The sequence below is a fragment of the Alteromonas gracilis genome (genome assembly GCF_002993325.1).
Classification (GTDB): Bacteria; Pseudomonadota; Gammaproteobacteria; order Enterobacterales; family Alteromonadaceae; genus Alteromonas; species Alteromonas gracilis.
In genome coordinates, this window is record NZ_PVNO01000001.1 from 118,373 (window position 1) to 135,287 (window position 16,915).

14 protein-coding genes are annotated in these 16,915 nt (G+C 43.7%); 12 read left to right on the forward strand and 2 right to left on the reverse strand.

The window, feature by feature from the left end; genetic code table 11:
• Positions 1-167: 167 nt before the first annotated feature.
• From C6Y39_RS00530 to C6Y39_RS00540, 3 genes are all read left to right on the forward strand, one after another.
• The gene (locus C6Y39_RS00530) at positions 168-770 is read left to right on the forward strand and encodes a Pr6Pr family membrane protein (protein ID WP_105929376.1); all 603 of its coding nucleotides are present in this window, start codon (positions 168-170) and stop codon (positions 768-770) included.
• A gap of 119 nt (positions 771-889) precedes the next feature.
• Complete coding sequence (locus C6Y39_RS18850; RefSeq protein WP_240618775.1) at positions 890-1,249, forward strand: ribbon-helix-helix domain-containing protein; 360 nt, start codon at positions 890-892, stop codon at positions 1,247-1,249.
• Positions 1,250-1,537, forward strand: coding sequence for a type II toxin-antitoxin system RelE/ParE family toxin (locus C6Y39_RS00540; protein ID WP_105929377.1), 288 nt, complete (start codon positions 1,250-1,252; stop codon positions 1,535-1,537).
• Positions 1,538-1,759: 222 nt separating this feature from the next.
• Here the strand turns inward: C6Y39_RS00540 and C6Y39_RS00545 are convergent, their stop codons facing one another.
• Both C6Y39_RS00545 and C6Y39_RS00550 read right to left on the reverse strand, forming a co-directional pair.
• Positions 1,760-2,668, reverse strand: coding sequence for an alpha/beta hydrolase (locus C6Y39_RS00545; RefSeq protein ID WP_146128582.1), 909 nt, complete (start codon positions 2,666-2,668; stop codon positions 1,760-1,762).
• Between the two features lie 81 nt (positions 2,669-2,749).
• The gene (locus C6Y39_RS00550) at positions 2,750-3,439 is read right to left on the reverse strand and encodes a Crp/Fnr family transcriptional regulator (RefSeq protein WP_105929379.1); all 690 of its coding nucleotides are present in this window, start codon (positions 3,437-3,439) and stop codon (positions 2,750-2,752) included.
• A 179-nt stretch (positions 3,440-3,618) separates the two neighbouring features.
• On the opposite strand from C6Y39_RS00550, the gene C6Y39_RS00555 reads away from it, so the two are divergent.
• The 9 genes from C6Y39_RS00555 (at position 3,619) to C6Y39_RS00595 (ending at position 16,873) form a co-directional block, all read left to right on the forward strand.
• Positions 3,619-4,374: a class II aldolase/adducin family protein gene (locus C6Y39_RS00555; protein WP_105929380.1), complete on the forward strand. Its 756-nt coding sequence runs from the start codon at positions 3,619-3,621 to the stop codon at positions 4,372-4,374.
• A gap of 237 nt (positions 4,375-4,611) precedes the next feature.
• A complete protein-coding gene (locus C6Y39_RS00560) occupies positions 4,612-5,820 on the forward strand; it encodes a 4-phosphoerythronate dehydrogenase (RefSeq protein ID WP_105929381.1) in 1,209 nt (402 codons plus the stop codon).
• A 29-nt stretch (positions 5,821-5,849) separates the two neighbouring features.
• Complete coding sequence (locus C6Y39_RS00565; protein WP_105929382.1) at positions 5,850-6,866, forward strand: aspartate-semialdehyde dehydrogenase; 1,017 nt, start codon at positions 5,850-5,852, stop codon at positions 6,864-6,866.
• 449 nt (positions 6,867-7,315) lie between these two features.
• Complete coding sequence (locus tag C6Y39_RS00570) at positions 7,316-11,788, forward strand: FimV/HubP family polar landmark protein (RefSeq protein WP_105929383.1); 4,473 nt, start codon at positions 7,316-7,318, stop codon at positions 11,786-11,788.
• A gap of 179 nt (positions 11,789-11,967) precedes the next feature.
• Positions 11,968-12,756 carry a tRNA pseudouridine(38-40) synthase TruA gene (gene truA / locus C6Y39_RS00575; RefSeq protein ID WP_105929384.1) on the forward strand — a complete coding sequence of 263 codons (789 nt, stop codon included), beginning with the start codon at positions 11,968-11,970 and terminating at the stop codon, positions 12,754-12,756.
• Positions 12,757-12,922: 166 nt separating this feature from the next.
• On the forward strand, positions 12,923-13,741 hold the full coding sequence (locus C6Y39_RS00580) for a substrate-binding periplasmic protein (protein WP_146128583.1): 819 nt from the start codon (positions 12,923-12,925) through the stop codon (positions 13,739-13,741).
• 295 nt (positions 13,742-14,036) lie between these two features.
• Positions 14,037-14,882 carry an acetyl-CoA carboxylase, carboxyltransferase subunit beta gene (accD, locus tag C6Y39_RS00585; protein WP_105929386.1) on the forward strand — a complete coding sequence of 282 codons (846 nt, stop codon included), beginning with the start codon at positions 14,037-14,039 and terminating at the stop codon, positions 14,880-14,882.
• Positions 14,882-16,213, forward strand: a complete 1,332-nt coding sequence (gene folC / locus C6Y39_RS00590; RefSeq protein ID WP_105929387.1) for a bifunctional tetrahydrofolate synthase/dihydrofolate synthase — start codon at positions 14,882-14,884, stop codon at positions 16,211-16,213. The genes accD and folC overlap by 1 nt, the downstream gene beginning before the upstream one ends.
• 45 nt (positions 16,214-16,258) lie before the next feature.
• A complete protein-coding gene (locus C6Y39_RS00595) occupies positions 16,259-16,873 on the forward strand; it encodes an SPOR domain-containing protein (RefSeq protein WP_105929388.1) in 615 nt (204 codons plus the stop codon).
• The last annotated feature ends 42 nt before the right edge of the window (positions 16,874-16,915 follow it).

A 16,915-nucleotide genomic window follows, 5' to 3' on the forward strand; every position in this document is an offset into this window, starting at 1 on the left:
TGACTCGGTTGCTATTTCCTATCATTTGCAAACTATACTGACTTTATGACGAAGCAATTTAGTATCAGTTGGTCTAAAAAAGCAGTTTTTCTTTTTTAGAGGTCGATTAGTTTAATACTTGAGCCCTATTTATTTGTTAGAACCTTCATTCTTCGAAAGGACTTTAAATGGATTTAGTTCTTTTTTTAATTACAGCATTGGCCTTAATAATTAGCCTTATAAGAGAAATTAGGAAACGAGGCAGCGACAGCATAGGCGTTGTCGTCTGGAAATATTTTAGTTATTACACAACACTTTCTAATCTTCTTGTCCTAGTTTGGTTCGTGGCTTTGACTTTTGGGCCTGAGCATTCAGTTACTCAGTTTGCTAAAAATCCGAATGTGGCTACTGCAATTACTTTTTATATAGTTACAGTTGGTATTGCTAACTACCTTATCTATGGATGGCTTAAACTCTCACTATTTGAACGTATTTCAGCTTTATTAGTCCATGCCGTTACACCCGTAATCACACTTTCCTACTGGTTTTTCTTTGTGGAAAAAACGCAGCTTCAATACTCTAACTTAGGCTATTGGCTCATTTTTCCGCTGACTTATGCCGCTTACACAATGTCTCATGGGAAATGGACAGAATTTTACCCTTACGAATTTACAAATGTTCAAGCGCTAGGCCTTAATAGAGTTTTATTAAATGGATTAGTGTTATCTATTAGTCTTCTCGTTGGAGGCGCTTTATTTATATTTATAGGGAAGACTCTTGGCGGATTTTAATAATGCGTTTGAGGCACTTGCTATGAGTGCTGGAATTTTATACGTCGGCTATGTCACATCGTTTCTAATTTTAGCTCACGCGTTATCGACCATTCGTGAGGGGTGTGAAGGTCTTCTGTTTGTCTTTACCCGTCACTCAAGTTGCCTATGATAATTTCGGCTTTTGTTTTCTCTCAATTACAAAATGCTGGCATTCAACCAAGTCTGGTGTAATATTGCACCAGATGATGCCTATTGGAGTAAATGTCATGCCTCGTCAAAGTATTACTCTGACTGAAAAAAATGATGCGTGGCTCAAGAGTCATGTTGAAGATACGCGAGAATATGCAAACAAAAGTGAACTCGTGAATGATTTGATTCGCCGGGCGAGACGTGCTGAGGAAATAAATCAAAAGCTCGTCAGTGCAGAGAGAAGTGGATTCATTGAACAATCGCCTGTAGATATGCTGAAAGAATTTAAGGCTGAATTAAAAAGATAAATGGAAAGCTACAAGTTATCGCTGAATGCCAAAGAGGATCTCAGGCGTATTTATACATATGGATTTGTAGAATTTGGCGAACTCCAAGCAGATAAGTATTTCGAAGGTTTTTTTCAGACATTTGAAAAAATTGCGAGTAATCCATCGGCATACCAATCAGTTGACCATATTCGACAGGGGTATAGACGCTGCGCTTATGGCTCAGACAGTATTTACTATCGATACAATGGTGTTGAAGTTGAGATAATGGCAATTCTGGGGGGGCAAGACGTCGTTGACTGGCTCTAAATCAAGCCAACAAACAAAACTCAGTGTCCGCTCTTTTTTTTTTAGGCAGACCTTAAAAACGGAAACGAAGTTGCACCGCTCAATACATTGCGGCACGTACAAATCCATATCTGACTAAGTAAAAACCCTAAGCTCACCCTAATATTAATAGAGGGCTACTGTGTTATCACTAAGTTTTCGGAAAATAAACACAAGGCATCCACAGCGGAATTCTAGTATAACTTAAAGCTTTTTAACTAACGTTCGAATTGCTTCAACAACTATTTCAGGCTGCATTTTGTGAATGGAATGCTGACGCGCCCCTGAAAAAATGATTGTGCTATCGGTAGAGCGAGTGGCTATGTCTTCCTGCAAAGTCGCCCATACCAAATCTCTGGTTTTTGTCTTATCGATTTCAGAAGACGCTTTGTTCCGCGCAATAACCACCAAAGGCATATCGCCATAGTTAGGTGTTAATTCATTTAATTCACTAAGGCTTCTTGGAAAGTATTCGGCTTCATCTAAGCTGGTATATTGATGTTTGGTTGTACTTTTTTTGGCTTTTTCTTCTGGATTAGTGTTGGAAAGGTACAATCTGGGAATACCGACAGGAGCTGCCCACCTTCCAAATTTGAATAGATATTTTTGAAGAGAATTCGTTTGAGGCATCTCATCTATCTGATCTTCATGGGCAGAGTCTACCAACACCAAAGCGGCTATATATTCAGGATAGGTAAGGGCATAGCGCTGCATGTTAACCCCACCAAATGAATGGCCTACAAGGATAATCGGTCCAGTAATATCTTTGTCTTTCAGAACCGAGTGAAGTTCAGCGACAATGGCTTTACTGTCTCTATCGTGCGGGCTTTCCTCACTCCACCCAAGTCCAGCTCTGTCATAGGTAATAACCCGAGAAAACTGTGAGACTTCCTCTACTACTTTGTTCCAGACCGATGAGTCATCACCCATACCAGCATCAAAAATAACGGTAACTTTTCCTGTTCCAGTGTCCTCGACATACAGGCTATAGCCACCGATATCTATCATTTCTCCACGCTTGTCAAAAGAGGTGGAATCAACATAGCTTGAATATGACTGAAATACAAAACCGACCAATAAAAGCAAAACTATGCTGACAGATAAAATTTTCAATGCGAATTTTCCTTTTCTTTGCGTTTCCACGACTTTAATAATATTTCACGAGTTTTTCAGTAATTTAGCTGGTCATTTCGGTTAAGTAAACTGGTAACGACTAAACAAATTATCTGGCTCGGGAATAGTGATTTTCCCATAATGCCGTTTCAGCAAACCTTCACTTTCAAGCTCACCTAAAAGCTGATTCACAGTTTGCCTACTGCTATTTATCATTTGCGCCAAAGACTCTTGCGAAAGCGTTAGCGTAATCGCGTTGTGTTTGGGCAAATGCTGACCGTAACTGGTGGTAAGCATTAAAAGCCGTTTTACCAGCTGGTGCTTAAGGCTAAGCCCTGCGCTTGAGTCAATAAATTGAAATGCACTGCGTACTCGAGTGCATAAAAGACGAGTAAAATGCGGGTAGAGTTCTGGATACTGTTCAAGTAATGCCTTAAACGCGTTTTTTTGAATTATAGCAACGACGGAGTTTGTCTCACAAAAGTTGTCGTGAGTACGGGGGAGGTCGTCAAACATTGATATTTCACCAAACCAGGTGCCAGGCCCAAGTAACGCAAATAACATTTCGCGACCGTCCACGCCCACAGTAACAACTCTTAATCGACCTTCGCATACCCCGTAGAAACCTACGCCGTCTTCACCTTTGGCATGTAGTTGTTGCCCTGATTTTAGGTGTTTTAGGCGCATCTTGTCGAACATGGCTTCCTGTAAATAAGAAGGGAGTGCGCTAAACCACGTAGAGCTAGCCAGAACAGGTTTAAATTTTTCCATTTAACAAATTTCTTACAATGTCGTATATGCGACAGTGTATAGCAGCTGGGACGAGTAATGTAGACGGTAAGAAAAATTAAATGGAAGTTTCTTTGAAGTGCGCGACGTATCGAGTCTTCAAGAAGAGGCTTATACCCAAGCCCTAATCAAATCATTTTGTATATTGAAAGAGAAAAGCTATGACAGATTCAGTAAAGTCGAAGGTTAGCAATGAAGAATGGCAAACCCGCGTTGATCTTGCCGCATGTTATCGTGCGGTTGCAATGTATGGTTGGGACGATCTTATTTTTACTCACATCTCTGCCCGCGTTCCGGGGCCTCACCATCATTTTCTAATTAACCCTTATGGTTTGATGTTTGATGAAGTTACTGCGTCTAGTTTGGTTAAAGTAGATCTTCACGGTAATAAAGTAATGGAAAGTGAATACGACATAAACCCAGCAGGTTTTACTATTCATAGCGCCGTTCATGAGGCTCGAGACGACGCCAAATGTGTGTTGCATTTGCATACAGCAGAAGGCGTGGCGGTATCTATTTTAGAAGAAGGATTGCAGCCATACTCGCAACAGTCGCTTTTTCCGCTGGCGTCGCTTTCCTATCATGCTTACGAAGGCGTGGCGCTAAACCCAGAAGAAAAAGTGCGATTGGTTCGCGACCTTGGCGATACCCAATTTATGATTTTGCGCAATCACGGGCTTTTAACCTGTGCAGACAATATTCCCGATGCATTCTTGTTTATGTTTATTATGCAGCGCGCCTGTGAAATTCAGTTAAAAGCGCAGGCCACGGGCAAACCGCTTATTCCAATTCACTCGGCAATTCTTGAAGGCATTCGTACACAAGCCGATCAAGTCACTCGGCAGGCTGGTGGCTCGTTAGCATGGCCGGGTATTAAACGACGTGTTGAACGCCGTTTCCCTGGATACGATAAGTAACTATCTAAAGTTAACGTTATCAATTACCACGATCCCAAAGGGTGAGGTGGACAAAAAGCACGAGCTAAAGCGCTTTGCTTTAAGCGTTCCCGTTTGAAAGGATAGTATGAACCTCGGCCGTCTCTTTAATGTTGCGGCCAAACGTGCATCAAAATGACGTAAATTAAACAAATCACCGACAAGATAAATCGGGGGCGCTAGGTTACTAAAAGCCTAAGTTAAGGTACACTTAGCGCCATGAAAATACTTCTTGAAGATACCATTCCGTTTGGCACAGATTACCTCAACAGCGTAGGTGATGTTGAAACCTATGCTTGGCAATCTCTTGTGCCTGAAATGCTGCGCGATGTAGATATCCTTGCGTTGCGTTCTACTACTAAGGTTACGCCTGATCTGCTGACCAGTGCTAACAAGCTTAAGTTTGTTACCACGGCAACGGCGGGTACTAATCATTTAGATAAAGCGCATTTGGACAGCATGGGTATTGCGCATAGCAGTGCAGCGGGCTGCAATGCCGTCGCGGTGGCCGAGTATGTACTCAGTGTTTTGCTGCACGCGCAAAAAGCTCAAAAGCTTGATTTATACAATGCGACAGTGGGAATAGTAGGTGCTGGTAATGTAGGAACTGCACTATCAAAAATTTTAACGGCAATTGGAGTTAAACACTGTCTGTACGATCCTCCGTTACAGCAAGCGCTAGCAAATACCGGTAAAACAGAGCATAACGGTCAGTCGTTTGTAGACCTAGCACAAATAGCAAAGTGCGATGTTATCTCGCTTCACGTGCCTTTTATTAAAGGCGGCGAATATCCTACATATCAGATGATAGACGAAGCGTTTCTGGAAGGATTAATGTCAAACCAGCTGCTTATAAATGCATGCCGGGGTGAGGTTATTGATGAAGTGGCACTACTTAGTGTACTTCAAGGGGAAAAACCGCCCACGGTAGTGCTCGATGTATTTGATAATGAGCCAGGTATAAACACAGCATTATTTGACTATGTTTGGTTCGTTACACCACATATTGCGGGCCATTCTGTGGAAGGCAAGGTGCGTGGTACACAAATGGTCTACGAGCAAATTTGTGACGTGGTGGGTACGGCCCCAGACAAAGCGCTCAGCGACTTTTTAGACAAAACCAACCCGATAAATGCTGCGTTAACATCGCCCGAGGCATCGCGTTTATCGGTTGATGATCTCATTGCTGTTTTTCACAACGTGTACGACGTCGCCATTGACGATGAGATAACGCGAAAGGCATTTTTATCGACGTCAAACCGTGATGTAAAGCAAAAAACAGATATTGCGAATACGTTTTCTGTATTGCGTAAGCAATATAGAGTGCGTCGCGAGTGCAGCGCCTATGCGTTACACTTGCCAAAGAACACCAGTAAGCAAATTCAAAACACATTCACCAAATTGGGCTTTCACGTTAGTCTGGTTTAGTTATTTTTAGATTAGGAGCATAAAGCATTATGTCGCAAGCGTTTGACGTAGCGGTACTTGGCGCCACAGGTTTAGTGGGCCAAACCATGATTGAACTATTAGAAGAGCGAGATTTTCCGGTAAATCGTCTGTATCCGCTTGCCAGTAAACGTTCAGCAGGAAGTACCGTGTCGTTTAAAGGCGAAGATATTGAAGTATTAGATGCTGATGATTTTGACTGGTCATTAGTGCAATTTGGCTTTTTCTCTGCAGGTGGCAGTATATCAGCAAAATTTGCTCCGCTAGCGGCAGAGGAAGGCTGTATTGTAATCGACAATACTTCAGAGTTTCGTTACGAGCCAGATATCCCACTTGTAGTGCCAGAAGTTAACGCCCATGCACTGGCAGAGTTTCGCAATAGAAACATTATTGCGAACCCAAATTGCTCAACCATTCAAATGTTGGTGGCGCTTAAACCGATTCAAGATGCGGTTGGTATTGACCGCATTAATGTTTGTACTTATCAGTCAGTGTCTGGCGCTGGTAAAGAGGCCATGGAAGAACTCGCTAAGCAAACTGCGGGTCTACTGAACGCACGTGAAGTAAAGCCAGAATCATTTAGTCGCCAAATTGCCTTTAACGTTATTCCTCAAATCGACGTTTTCCAAGACAACGATTACACCAAAGAAGAAATGAAAATGCTTTGGGAAACCCAAAAGATTATGGGTGACGAAAGCATTTTGGTAAACGCCACTGCAGTGCGCGTACCTGTATTCTACGGACATGCTGAAGCTATTCATCTTGAAACACGTTCACCGATAGATGCGCAGCACGTTAAAGAGCTTCTAGCTGACGCGCCGGGGGTAACCGTTTACGATGGCAACGAGCAGTTTCCAACGCAGGTTAGCAGTGCTAGCGGCAATGACATTGTTCATGTAGGGCGGATTAGAAATGACATTACTCACCCTTGTGGTTTAAACCTGTGGGTTGTGTCTGACAATATTCGCAAAGGTGCAGCAACAAACAGCATTCAAATTGCTGAAACACTTATTCGCGATTACTTATAAATGTTTCATAGAGGCTTCGCCTCTGATTAATCGGATAAGCACAGGAAAAGGTAAACATTTTTCTGTGCTTGCCGATAGTTAACGAAAGGTCGGATTTTGACGTAACAAAACGACAGTGAATTGGGAAAATTTAAACATTGTTACAGGGCAATACTTCTGTCTAACTAGATCACCCTTCATAACTGGTTTATAGTTTGTAAGGTTAGGAATAAATAAACGTTAAAAACAATCGTCAGTCAGACACTTAGACAAAATGTAAGAACATTAAAAAAGCGCAAATAAATCTTACTGCTAAGGTCGCAATAACTGCAAAACGCTAGCTTGACGAGATGGTTTCAAGGTAGCTTTAGAATAAAAATAAAAGCCAATGTTTTCTTCCGTACTGATTGGCTAGAAAATCCGCCCAAACATACGGGTGGTCAAGACGCTTGAGGGCATATAGGATTGCTATGAAATTGCATTTGACGGGCTTACTTTTACTCACACTTTGTTTGTCTTGCCCTGTAACTACAGTAGATGCACAAGAACGCGCTACCTTCTTAAAAGGTCCAAAAGACGCTACCGATCAGTTTTCCGGGCTGGAATATGGCCCTATTGATGCCAACGACACACTTTGGCGAATAGCGGAACGCTACCGTCAGAATAATAACCTGAGTGTATATCAGGTTATGACAGCCATCTACGAGCTCAATCCTAACGCATTTGAAAACGGTAATTTAAATCTATTGGTCGATGGCGCGGTGCTTAAGCTGCCTTCAGAGCGCTACATTGCAAGAATTGATAAGCAAAAAGCCCAAATGCGCGCTGAGCAGGACGAAAGAGCATTTGCTGATATGCTTAACAAGCCTGGCAGCAGCGTAAGGAACATCAAACCGGCTTCTCCGTTGGTTAACCAGCAAGACCTCACCCAAACTCAAACCGACATCGAACAAAAGATCACCCGTTTAGATCAGGAGCAAAATCGTCAGTTTGATGAACTGCGCATGCAGTTTGCTGCATCTCTTGAAAATGTAGAAGCCATTCTTAATGAAAATAGACGTTTGTATGAACGCGTTGAAGCAGTCAATGGCGAGCTAGAAACGTTAAGAGGGCAAGTTGAAGGTGACGTAAAAGCACAGCTTGATATGCAAGTAGCGCTTCAGCAAGAGTTGCTAGATATGATCAAGGCTGAGCAAGCTCAGCGTGAAGCAGAAAAGCAATCATCGTTCTTGACCACGTTAACAAGCCCTCTGAGTCTTATTATTGGCTCTGCATTTTTGTCGTTGTTACTCGTTGGCGGTTTGATCATGTGGTTGCTTAAACGCAACAGCAAACCTGAAGAGGCGCCCACAGCAGGCCCCACAATAACGGCTAACGATGATGATATACCTGTACCTGATGCTGATATTGGCGACCTTTCAAGTGCCCTAGCGCCAGATTTAGATGAAAAAGCAGAATTATCTGACGACGACTTATTCAATGACGATGACCTTCTAGACGACGTACTTACCTCTGACTTAGAGGAGAGCTTAGATGACGAGCTTGAGTCCTTTGCAGACCTAGAAGACGATATGCTAGTGCCAGATAATGATGACGACTTGTTTGAAGCTGGTGATGATGAGCTTGACCAAAGTGAGCTTGACAGTTTATTTGATGACGATGACTTATCAGACAAGGTGCTAAACGAAAATGACGCGGATGACCTGGAAGGTTTCGACTTATCGGGCGACGACGATGTTTTTGAAGAGAGTGGTGATAGCGATAGCGAGCAGGCGTCAGATTCAGCGAGTGCTGAAGACGCAGGTGACGATGATGATTTCGATATTGATGATTTACTCGATGATGTTCAAAGTCAAGGCGCTGATGAGGAAAGCAAAGCTGAGATAGATGAGACAGAGGAAATTAACCCTGACGATATCTTAAACGAGGTTAATGGTACCTCTGAATCTGAAAATGTTGATGAGGACGACATAGACGCGTTGCTTGCCAGTTCTGTAGAAGAGCTTACTGATGACGCTGAGCCAAGTGAAATCTCACCGTCGCTCCCTACGATTGAGGATGAGGACGAAAAGCCCGAGATTAGCATTGATGATTTGTTGGAAGAGCATGGTGTTGATGCCGGTCTTACCGATGAGTTAGACGGTAACGATGAACTCATTAATGAAGATATGTTGAGTAAGCTCGATGACGAGATTAATCAGCAAAACAAAGAAATCGATAAAATCACCGACGATCTGCTCAACGAAATTGAACAAATAGAAATGATGGGTGGATTAGGCGAAGAAGAAGATGATGATGACTTTGAAGATGAGATAACAACATCAGCGCCGTCACCTCAGTCAATTCAAAGCCTTGACGCCATAACTGATGATTTAGACGATTTGCTTGAAGAAGAGATTGAGGTTGATTCGGACTTCAGCGATCCCCTCTCTGACGAGCTTATAGCGGAATTACAATCAGAACAAGAGAACGACGACAGCGATTTTGCAGACGAAGATACTTCGACTGAATCGGTAGCCGAGCCTAGTGATGATGAAGATTTTGGTGACCCTTTCACTGACGAATTACTTGCCGAGCTTGAAGCTGAGCTTGAAGGTGAGCCTGTAGTTAGTCCGGAGACCGATTCCCTTGAAGACACGGATAACGATATTTCTGGTGGAGTCGACGAGGAAGAGGAAGACGATTTCAGTGATCCTTTAACCGACGAGCTACTTGCTGAATTGGAAGCTGAAGAATCGAAAAGCAGTAGTGACGTAGAGCAGTTAACCGATGAGTTACTGTCTGAATTAGAGGCAGAAATTGAGTCGGGAGATGAAGACTTATCAGAGCCGGAATCAGAACTTGGTTCTGAGATGGAAGAAGCAGAGGTTACGTCTGACGCGGAGCCTGAAGCTGAGCTTGGAACAGAAATCGAAGAAGAGCCTGACTCCATTGAAGAGCCCGAGCTTGAAGCCGAGGTAGATTCACTACCAGAGCCTGAAGCTGAACTAGAGTTTGAGCCCGAGGCTGAATCAGAAATAGCGCCTACCGATGAAGACGAAGTTAAAAGCGAAGACGAGATAGAGCCAGAATCAGAATTTGGTTCTGAGATGGAAGAACCAGAGGTTACGTCTGACGCGGAGCCTGAAGCTGAGCTTGAAACGGAAGTAGAACAAGAGCCTGATTCCATTGAAGAGCCTGAGCTTGAAGCCGAGATAGATTCACTGCCAGAGCCTGAAGCTGAACTAGAGTTTGAGCCCGAGGCTGAATCAGAAATAGCGCCTGCAGATGAAGACGAGCTTGAGAGCGAAGCCGAGATAGATCCGGAGTCAGAACTTGGTTCTGAGATGGAAGAAGCAGAGGTTACGTCTGACGCAGAGCCTGAAGCTGAACTTGGAACTGAAGCAGAACAAGAGCCTGATTCCATTGAAGAGCCTGAGCTTGAAGCCGAGGTTGATTCACTGCCAGAGCCTGAGGCTGAACTAGGGTTTGAGCCCGAGGCTGAACCAGAAATAGCGCCTGCCGATGAAGACGAAAACGATAGTGACGCTAACGCTGAGGCAAACGAAAGTGCTTTAACTTCTGAAGATCCCCTTGATGACGCTATTGAAGCGTTTGAAAAGCAGATGATGGATGATATTCCATCGTTTAGCCAAATGGGTGTGGATGAAGAACTTCAAGCAGAAGAAACATCAAAAGAGAACACAGATTCGACAGATGAAACCACTTCAACGGGTTCTGAAGCGTCTTTATCTAATGAAGAATCGCGCAGTGATGATGAATATGACGACAGTCTTCTGAATGACGCTTTCGACGAAATCGAAAGCTTCGAGTTAGAACAAGAAATTGATGGCGTCATTGACAGTCAAGACAACGAAGAACAAGAAACGTCTTCTGAAAATGAGGCACCATCGGAAGAAGATAGTTCTCAAAAAAGTGCCAATAAAGATTTTGAAGAATTAGACGATGTGCCCGGACTAGATGATTGGCTCTCTGCTTCTGATGATGATGACACTGTTGACGACAACGAAATTCTTGACGATTTAGACAGTGCGGAATTCGATGAGTTACTGCAAAGCCTAGAGTCTGACGATGTGATGGATTCTAGCGAACTAGTAAGCGATGCAGAAGATGACCATGATTCTCTGAAAGAAACTAGCGTTGAAGAGAATGCTTCCAGTGATGAAGTAGAAGAAACCGCTAATCTTGAACAAGATGACGGTGAAGACGAAACGTTCGAACTTGAGCAAGACGAGGATGCTGAAGCGTCACTTGAGCTTGAACAAGATGACGAAACATTCGAACTTGAGCAAGATGAAGATGCGGGAGAGACATTCGAACTCGAAGAAGATGATGCAGAGCCATCATTTGAGCCTGAACAAGACGAAGATGAAGATGAAACATTCGAACTTGAGCAAAGTGATGACAGCGAGCTTTTTGAGTTAGATGAGGATGAAGGGGCTGAGGAGTCAGACGAGCTTGAGATTCCAGATGATCTAGACATAGCCACGCCATCTGAAATTGAGGAAAGTGAGCCAGTAGTAGACGACCCTGCCGCTGAAGATAACGGTGAGGAACTTAAACTAGATAATCCTGACCTTGACCTTGCTGCATTGTTGAGCGACATAGAGTCAGATGATGAAGGAGAGACGAGCTCTGCGTCAGAAGATTTCCTCGATGTAGAATCGCTCTTAGATGACGGTGACGATGCAAATGCTATTGATCCTGACAGTCAGGCGCTTGATCTTGACGTAAGTTTATCTGATTTTACCGGCGTTTCTGATGATGATACGGTTATAGATATCGATAAAGATGCAGGCCAAAACGCAAACCTTGATCTAGCTCGTGCTTACATTGAAATGGATGATGCAGAGGCAGCAAGAGAGTTGCTAGAAGAAGTAATGAATGAAGGTAGCGAAGAACAAAAGCAGGAAGCTGAGTCAATACTAGCAAAAATCGTTTAGCGTTTGAGCGTTGCTTTTTGAAATAGATAAACAGCCTGCCTTTTTAACGCAGGCTGTTTTTGTTTATGTTACTGCGCGGTAACTGGTCATTCCGTTAGTGTTTTTTACGCATATGTGGCATTGCATGTTGCCCGCAGGATGACTAAACTTAGCGCCTTTTTAGCGAAGGGGTAATGTAAATGGGGCGAATTGCCTTAGGGATTGAATACGACGGTGCGGCAGTTTACGGCTGGCAACGCCAGCGCGAAGTTCCCAGTGTTCAAGAACATCTCGAAAAGGCACTGTCGACAGTGGCCAATCAACCCATTGAGGTGCAATGTGCTGGGCGAACCGATGCAGGTGTACATGCCACAGGGCAGGTGGTTCACTTCGATTGTGATGCTCCTCGCTCCGAACGCGCATGGACGCTCGGTGTAAATGCGAACCTACCTAATTCTGTAGCTGTTACCTGGGCTAAAAACGTCAGTGATGACTTTCACGCCCGTTTTTCTGCTACTCATCGTCGCTATCGTTACGTCATTCACAACGCAAAAATGCGTCCTGCTATTCTGCACTCGGGTGTAACGCACATTCATCGTGAATTAGATGAAAAGAAAATGCATCTTGCTGCACAGGCGTTATTGGGAGAGCAAGATTTTACCTCATTTCGCGCAGCGCTATGCCAGAGTAAAACGCCATTTCGAAACGTTACCGATGTGAGCGTGAGCCGACAAGGACGTTACGTTATTATTGATATTCGCGCCAATGCGTTTTTGCACCATATGGTTCGCAACATTACCGGTTCGCTTGTTGAAATTGGTGCAGGGGAGCAAGATGTTAATTGGATTGCACACTTGCTAAGCTTAAAAGACAGAAGTAAGTCAGCAGCAACGGCTAAGCCAAATGGATTGTATTTGGTAGACGTTACGTATCCAGCGGAGCATGACTTACCAAAAGGGCCTTTAGGGCCAGTGTTTCTTCCAGACTGAAATAAACAAATACGCTGAAACAATGTGTGAAGCTAGCACAGTAATCTTTTATCAAATTTAGGTTTTTAGTGTTTTACTGATATGGTGATAGCGAATTTGACGATACCCACTCATCATTTTGATGGTAAGGCGAAGTGCGCTGCCGGTCAGTAGTTAAGGAATCAACGTGATGCAAGGAGTTAGCGTGCCCATTTTTCACTTTTTATCTAAAGTACTCTGCTCGTTTTTGTGTCTAGCGACATTTCAAAGCTTTGCTAATTCACAAGTTCAAGTTCCCAGCATACGCTTTGCTGTCAACACTCCTGGCTCTCCTCCCTATTTATATTACGATGAAAACTCAAAGCGCTATCAAGGCATCGTCGTCGACTTTTTCAATTCTGAGGAAATGTCTAATCAGTTTCCCGTTGTCTACTTAGACTCAAATCGTGCCAGAAGCGAAGATTTATTAACGTCGTCTTCGGTAGACGTGTTTTTGTCATCTCCAAATTGGTTGAGTAAACCGAACGAATTTCTCTTTAGTGAGGAATTGATAGCGCATAATAGTTATATCTACTCGACCACAAATTTCGAAGGGCCATTTGTTTTAGAAGAGAACGTATCCTCGAGCATCTGTACACGATACGGTTTTGTTTATCCTGTCTTGACCGAGTATTTTGACAGGGAAGAAAATAATATTGGCAGAGTTGATTCAAGTAGCCAATTTACAATGACTATGATGCTATCGCGAGGACGCTGTGACTTCGCGATATTGAATGAACACAATGCCCGTTCAGTCATGTTTAATGAGACCTTCTGTTCCACAGCGTTTTATCAATCGCCTAATGTTATCAGTCAGGTGAGTTTAGTGTTTGTTATTCGTTCTGATTTGACTTCTCTCAAAGATAAAATTGATATCGCACTCAAACATTTCGTAGAAAGCGGCCAGAGGCAATTATCCCTCGAGCGCCACTCGGGTGTTAACCAGTTTCCCAAGGTCAAATGCTAGAAACGTCTAGTTAAGCCAGTGCTCATTAATACCTTTAGGTACTAATTTAAATACAGAAATAACTGAGGGTAGCGCTACTAATTCCGACTGCCAACTTCTAAGACCAGTTTTGTTTTTTCCATTTCGTTGTATTGTGGTCTAATAGCGCGCTATATTAGTTAGCTGTTCTGGTGTATTACGTATTTTTTCTTTGTAATACAGCATGAAACTTAAAAATTTAATGTGTTGTTGGCCTCAAGTATGAACAAATATTAATCGTCATGGTCGGCAAACAAAAACAAAGGATTCAATTTCCATGAGCTGGATTCAAAAAATTCTTCCGCGCACGCAAACATCGCACAAAGGTAATGTCCCTGAAGGTATTTGGACAAAATGTGGTTCTTGCCAAGCTGTGTTGTACAAAAGCGAACTGGAAAAACTTCAGGAAGTTTGCCCTAAGTGTGACCATCACATGCGTATTACCGCACGCCGACGTATCGACGCGTTTTTAGACGATGGCGAACGCGTAGAATTGGGTGCCGAGCATGAACCTCAAGACGTACTCAAGTTTAAAGATTCTAAGCGCTATAAAGACCGTATCGTTGCTGCACAAAAGGCGACAAACGAGAAAGATGCATTAGTGGTAATGCAGGGTAAGCTGAAAGGCATGCCTGTGGTAGTCGCTTGTTTTGAGTTTGCGTTTATGGGCGGTTCAATGGCATCGGTGGTAGGTGCACGTTTCGTTGCGGCTGTTAACGCATGCTTAGAAAACGACATGCCTCTTATTTGTTTTAGTGCAAGTGGCGGAGCGCGTATGCAAGAAGCGCTCATGTCATTGATGCAAATGGCTAAAACATCTGCAGCTCTGGCTAAAATGAGCAAAAAAGGCCTGCCTTACATCAGCGTGCTTACCGACCCTACAATGGGTGGTGTATCTGCAAGTCTGGCAATGCTTGGTGACGTGAATGTGGCAGAGCCGAAAGCGCTTATCGGTTTTGCGGGTCCTCGTGTTATCGAACAAACAGTAAGAGAAAAGCTGCCTGAGGGTTTCCAGCGCAGTGAATTCCTTGTTGAGAAAGGCGCAATTGATATGATTGTTGACCGCAGAGATATGCGTGATAGATTACACAGCCTGTTGGTTAAGTTGCATCATAAAAATTAGTGAATAACGAAAACAATTTAAATACTGGCTCAGCGCAAAACGCACAAGACGCTTCTGCGTCCTCAACTACGCAAAAAAGCTTGAGCCAGTGGCTATCCTACCTAGAATCAATTCATCCTAGCGCCATCGATATGGGGCTAGACAGAGTGAAAGCGGTTGCCAATGCCATGGCACTATCGCTTAGCCAATCGCTGGTTATTACCGTAGCAGGCACAAATGGTAAAGGCACCACGTGTCGCTTGCTTGAGCAAGCCATGCTATCGCAAGGCAAAAGTGTTGCAGTGTACAGCTCACCACATTTAATCGATTACCGTGAACGGGTGCGTTACAACGGCGAGTTACCGCCTGCCAATGAATTTGTAGATGCTTTTGAGTTTGTTGAAAACGCGCGAAAGGACACGGGTGGTGAGCCTATCACCTTGACTTACTTTGAGTTCGGTACGCTGGCTGCAATGAAAATGATGCAGTTATGGGCTGTAGATGTGGTGATTCTTGAAGTTGGCTTAGGTGGGCGTTTGGACGCCACTAACATTATTGATCCCAATCTCGCCGTTATTACCACAATCGACCTTGACCATCAGGATTGGCTTGGCAATACCCGAGAAAAAATCGCTCGCGAAAAAGCGGGCATTATGCGCAAAAACGGCAGTGCAGTAGTGGGTGAACTGTTCCCTCCATCGTCGCTTTATGATGTGGCTAATGAATTGCAAGCGAACGTACGCTGGGCAACACAAGACTTTGTAACTGAAGTGGCAAGTGATTACAGTGAGTGGAGTTGGAAAGGAAAGAGTAGTAGCTACGCCTCGCTACCTTATCCTAAAATTCCACTTCAAAATGCGAGTACAGCGTTGGCTGCGCTAGAATTGCTAGACTTGCTACCCGAAGAAAGTGTGGTAAGAAACATTATTGAAAATACCACGATGCCAGGTCGTCAGCAGACGATCAGTGAGTCGCCTCTCGTTGTGGTGGATGTTGCCCACAACCCGCAGGCAACGACGGCCATGCAGAACTGGCTAAATCGTTATGATGTAAGCAGAATGCGTATCGTCGTGGGTATGCTTAAAGATAAGTCAATTGCAGAAACCTTAGCGCCACTCTCTGCGCTTAATGCTGATTGGTATGTATCGTCAACAAGCGGCCCTCGAGGCTGCAATGCAGAAGTACTTGAAAATGCACTTGTTAATGCTGGTACAACCATAGAGAATATAAAGACGTTTAAAAACGTAACCTCGGCATATCAGCGCGCGCTTGCAGATTATCAAACTGGCGAACTTATTCTCGTTTTTGGTTCTTTCGTTACCGTAGCAGACGTGCTTGCTGAGCATAACTAACACGCGCATTGTAGAGAAAAACGTGTATTCAAGCAGGAGAGCACAGTGACATCGGCATTAAAGAATAGACTGGTGGGTACGATCATTGTCGTTGCCCTAGCGGTCATTTTTTTACCAGACTTTCTTGATGGCAAAAAGCAAACTAACAGAGAACCATTTGTTTCTGTACCCGCTAATCCACCAAAGAAGCCTATTGTAGAGCCCGAGCCATTTCCATCGGAGCGAGTGGCAAAAGCGGCAGTTCCTGCGGTTGAAATAGAAGATGAAACCGCCATAGACGATGAGCCTATGGTGACGTCACGTGATGAGGACTCTGGCGCTAGCGTTACTCAGGCGCCAAAAGAAAAAGTTTTCGAAGAGCAAGATAACCTTGCCAGTCAAACTGTGATTGATAACAAAGGCGCGGCGGCAGATGACGATGCAGGTTGGGTTATTCAGCTTGGAAGCTTTCGTCACGAGAAAAATGTCAAAGCGCTGTTAGCCAAACTCGAAAGGGCAGGTTACAGAGCCTTTAGCCGTAAAATTCAGACGAGCTCTGGGCCGCTTAATAAAGTTTTTGTTGGTCCTGATTTAGATAAAAACAAGCTAGAGTCGGCACTGCCTCATCTAAAAGAGCTCACGGGTCTTAAAGGCAAAGTTACAACGTTCAAAGTAGAGTAGTGCGTATTCTTACCTTTATTGATTCGTATTACAGACTAGTAA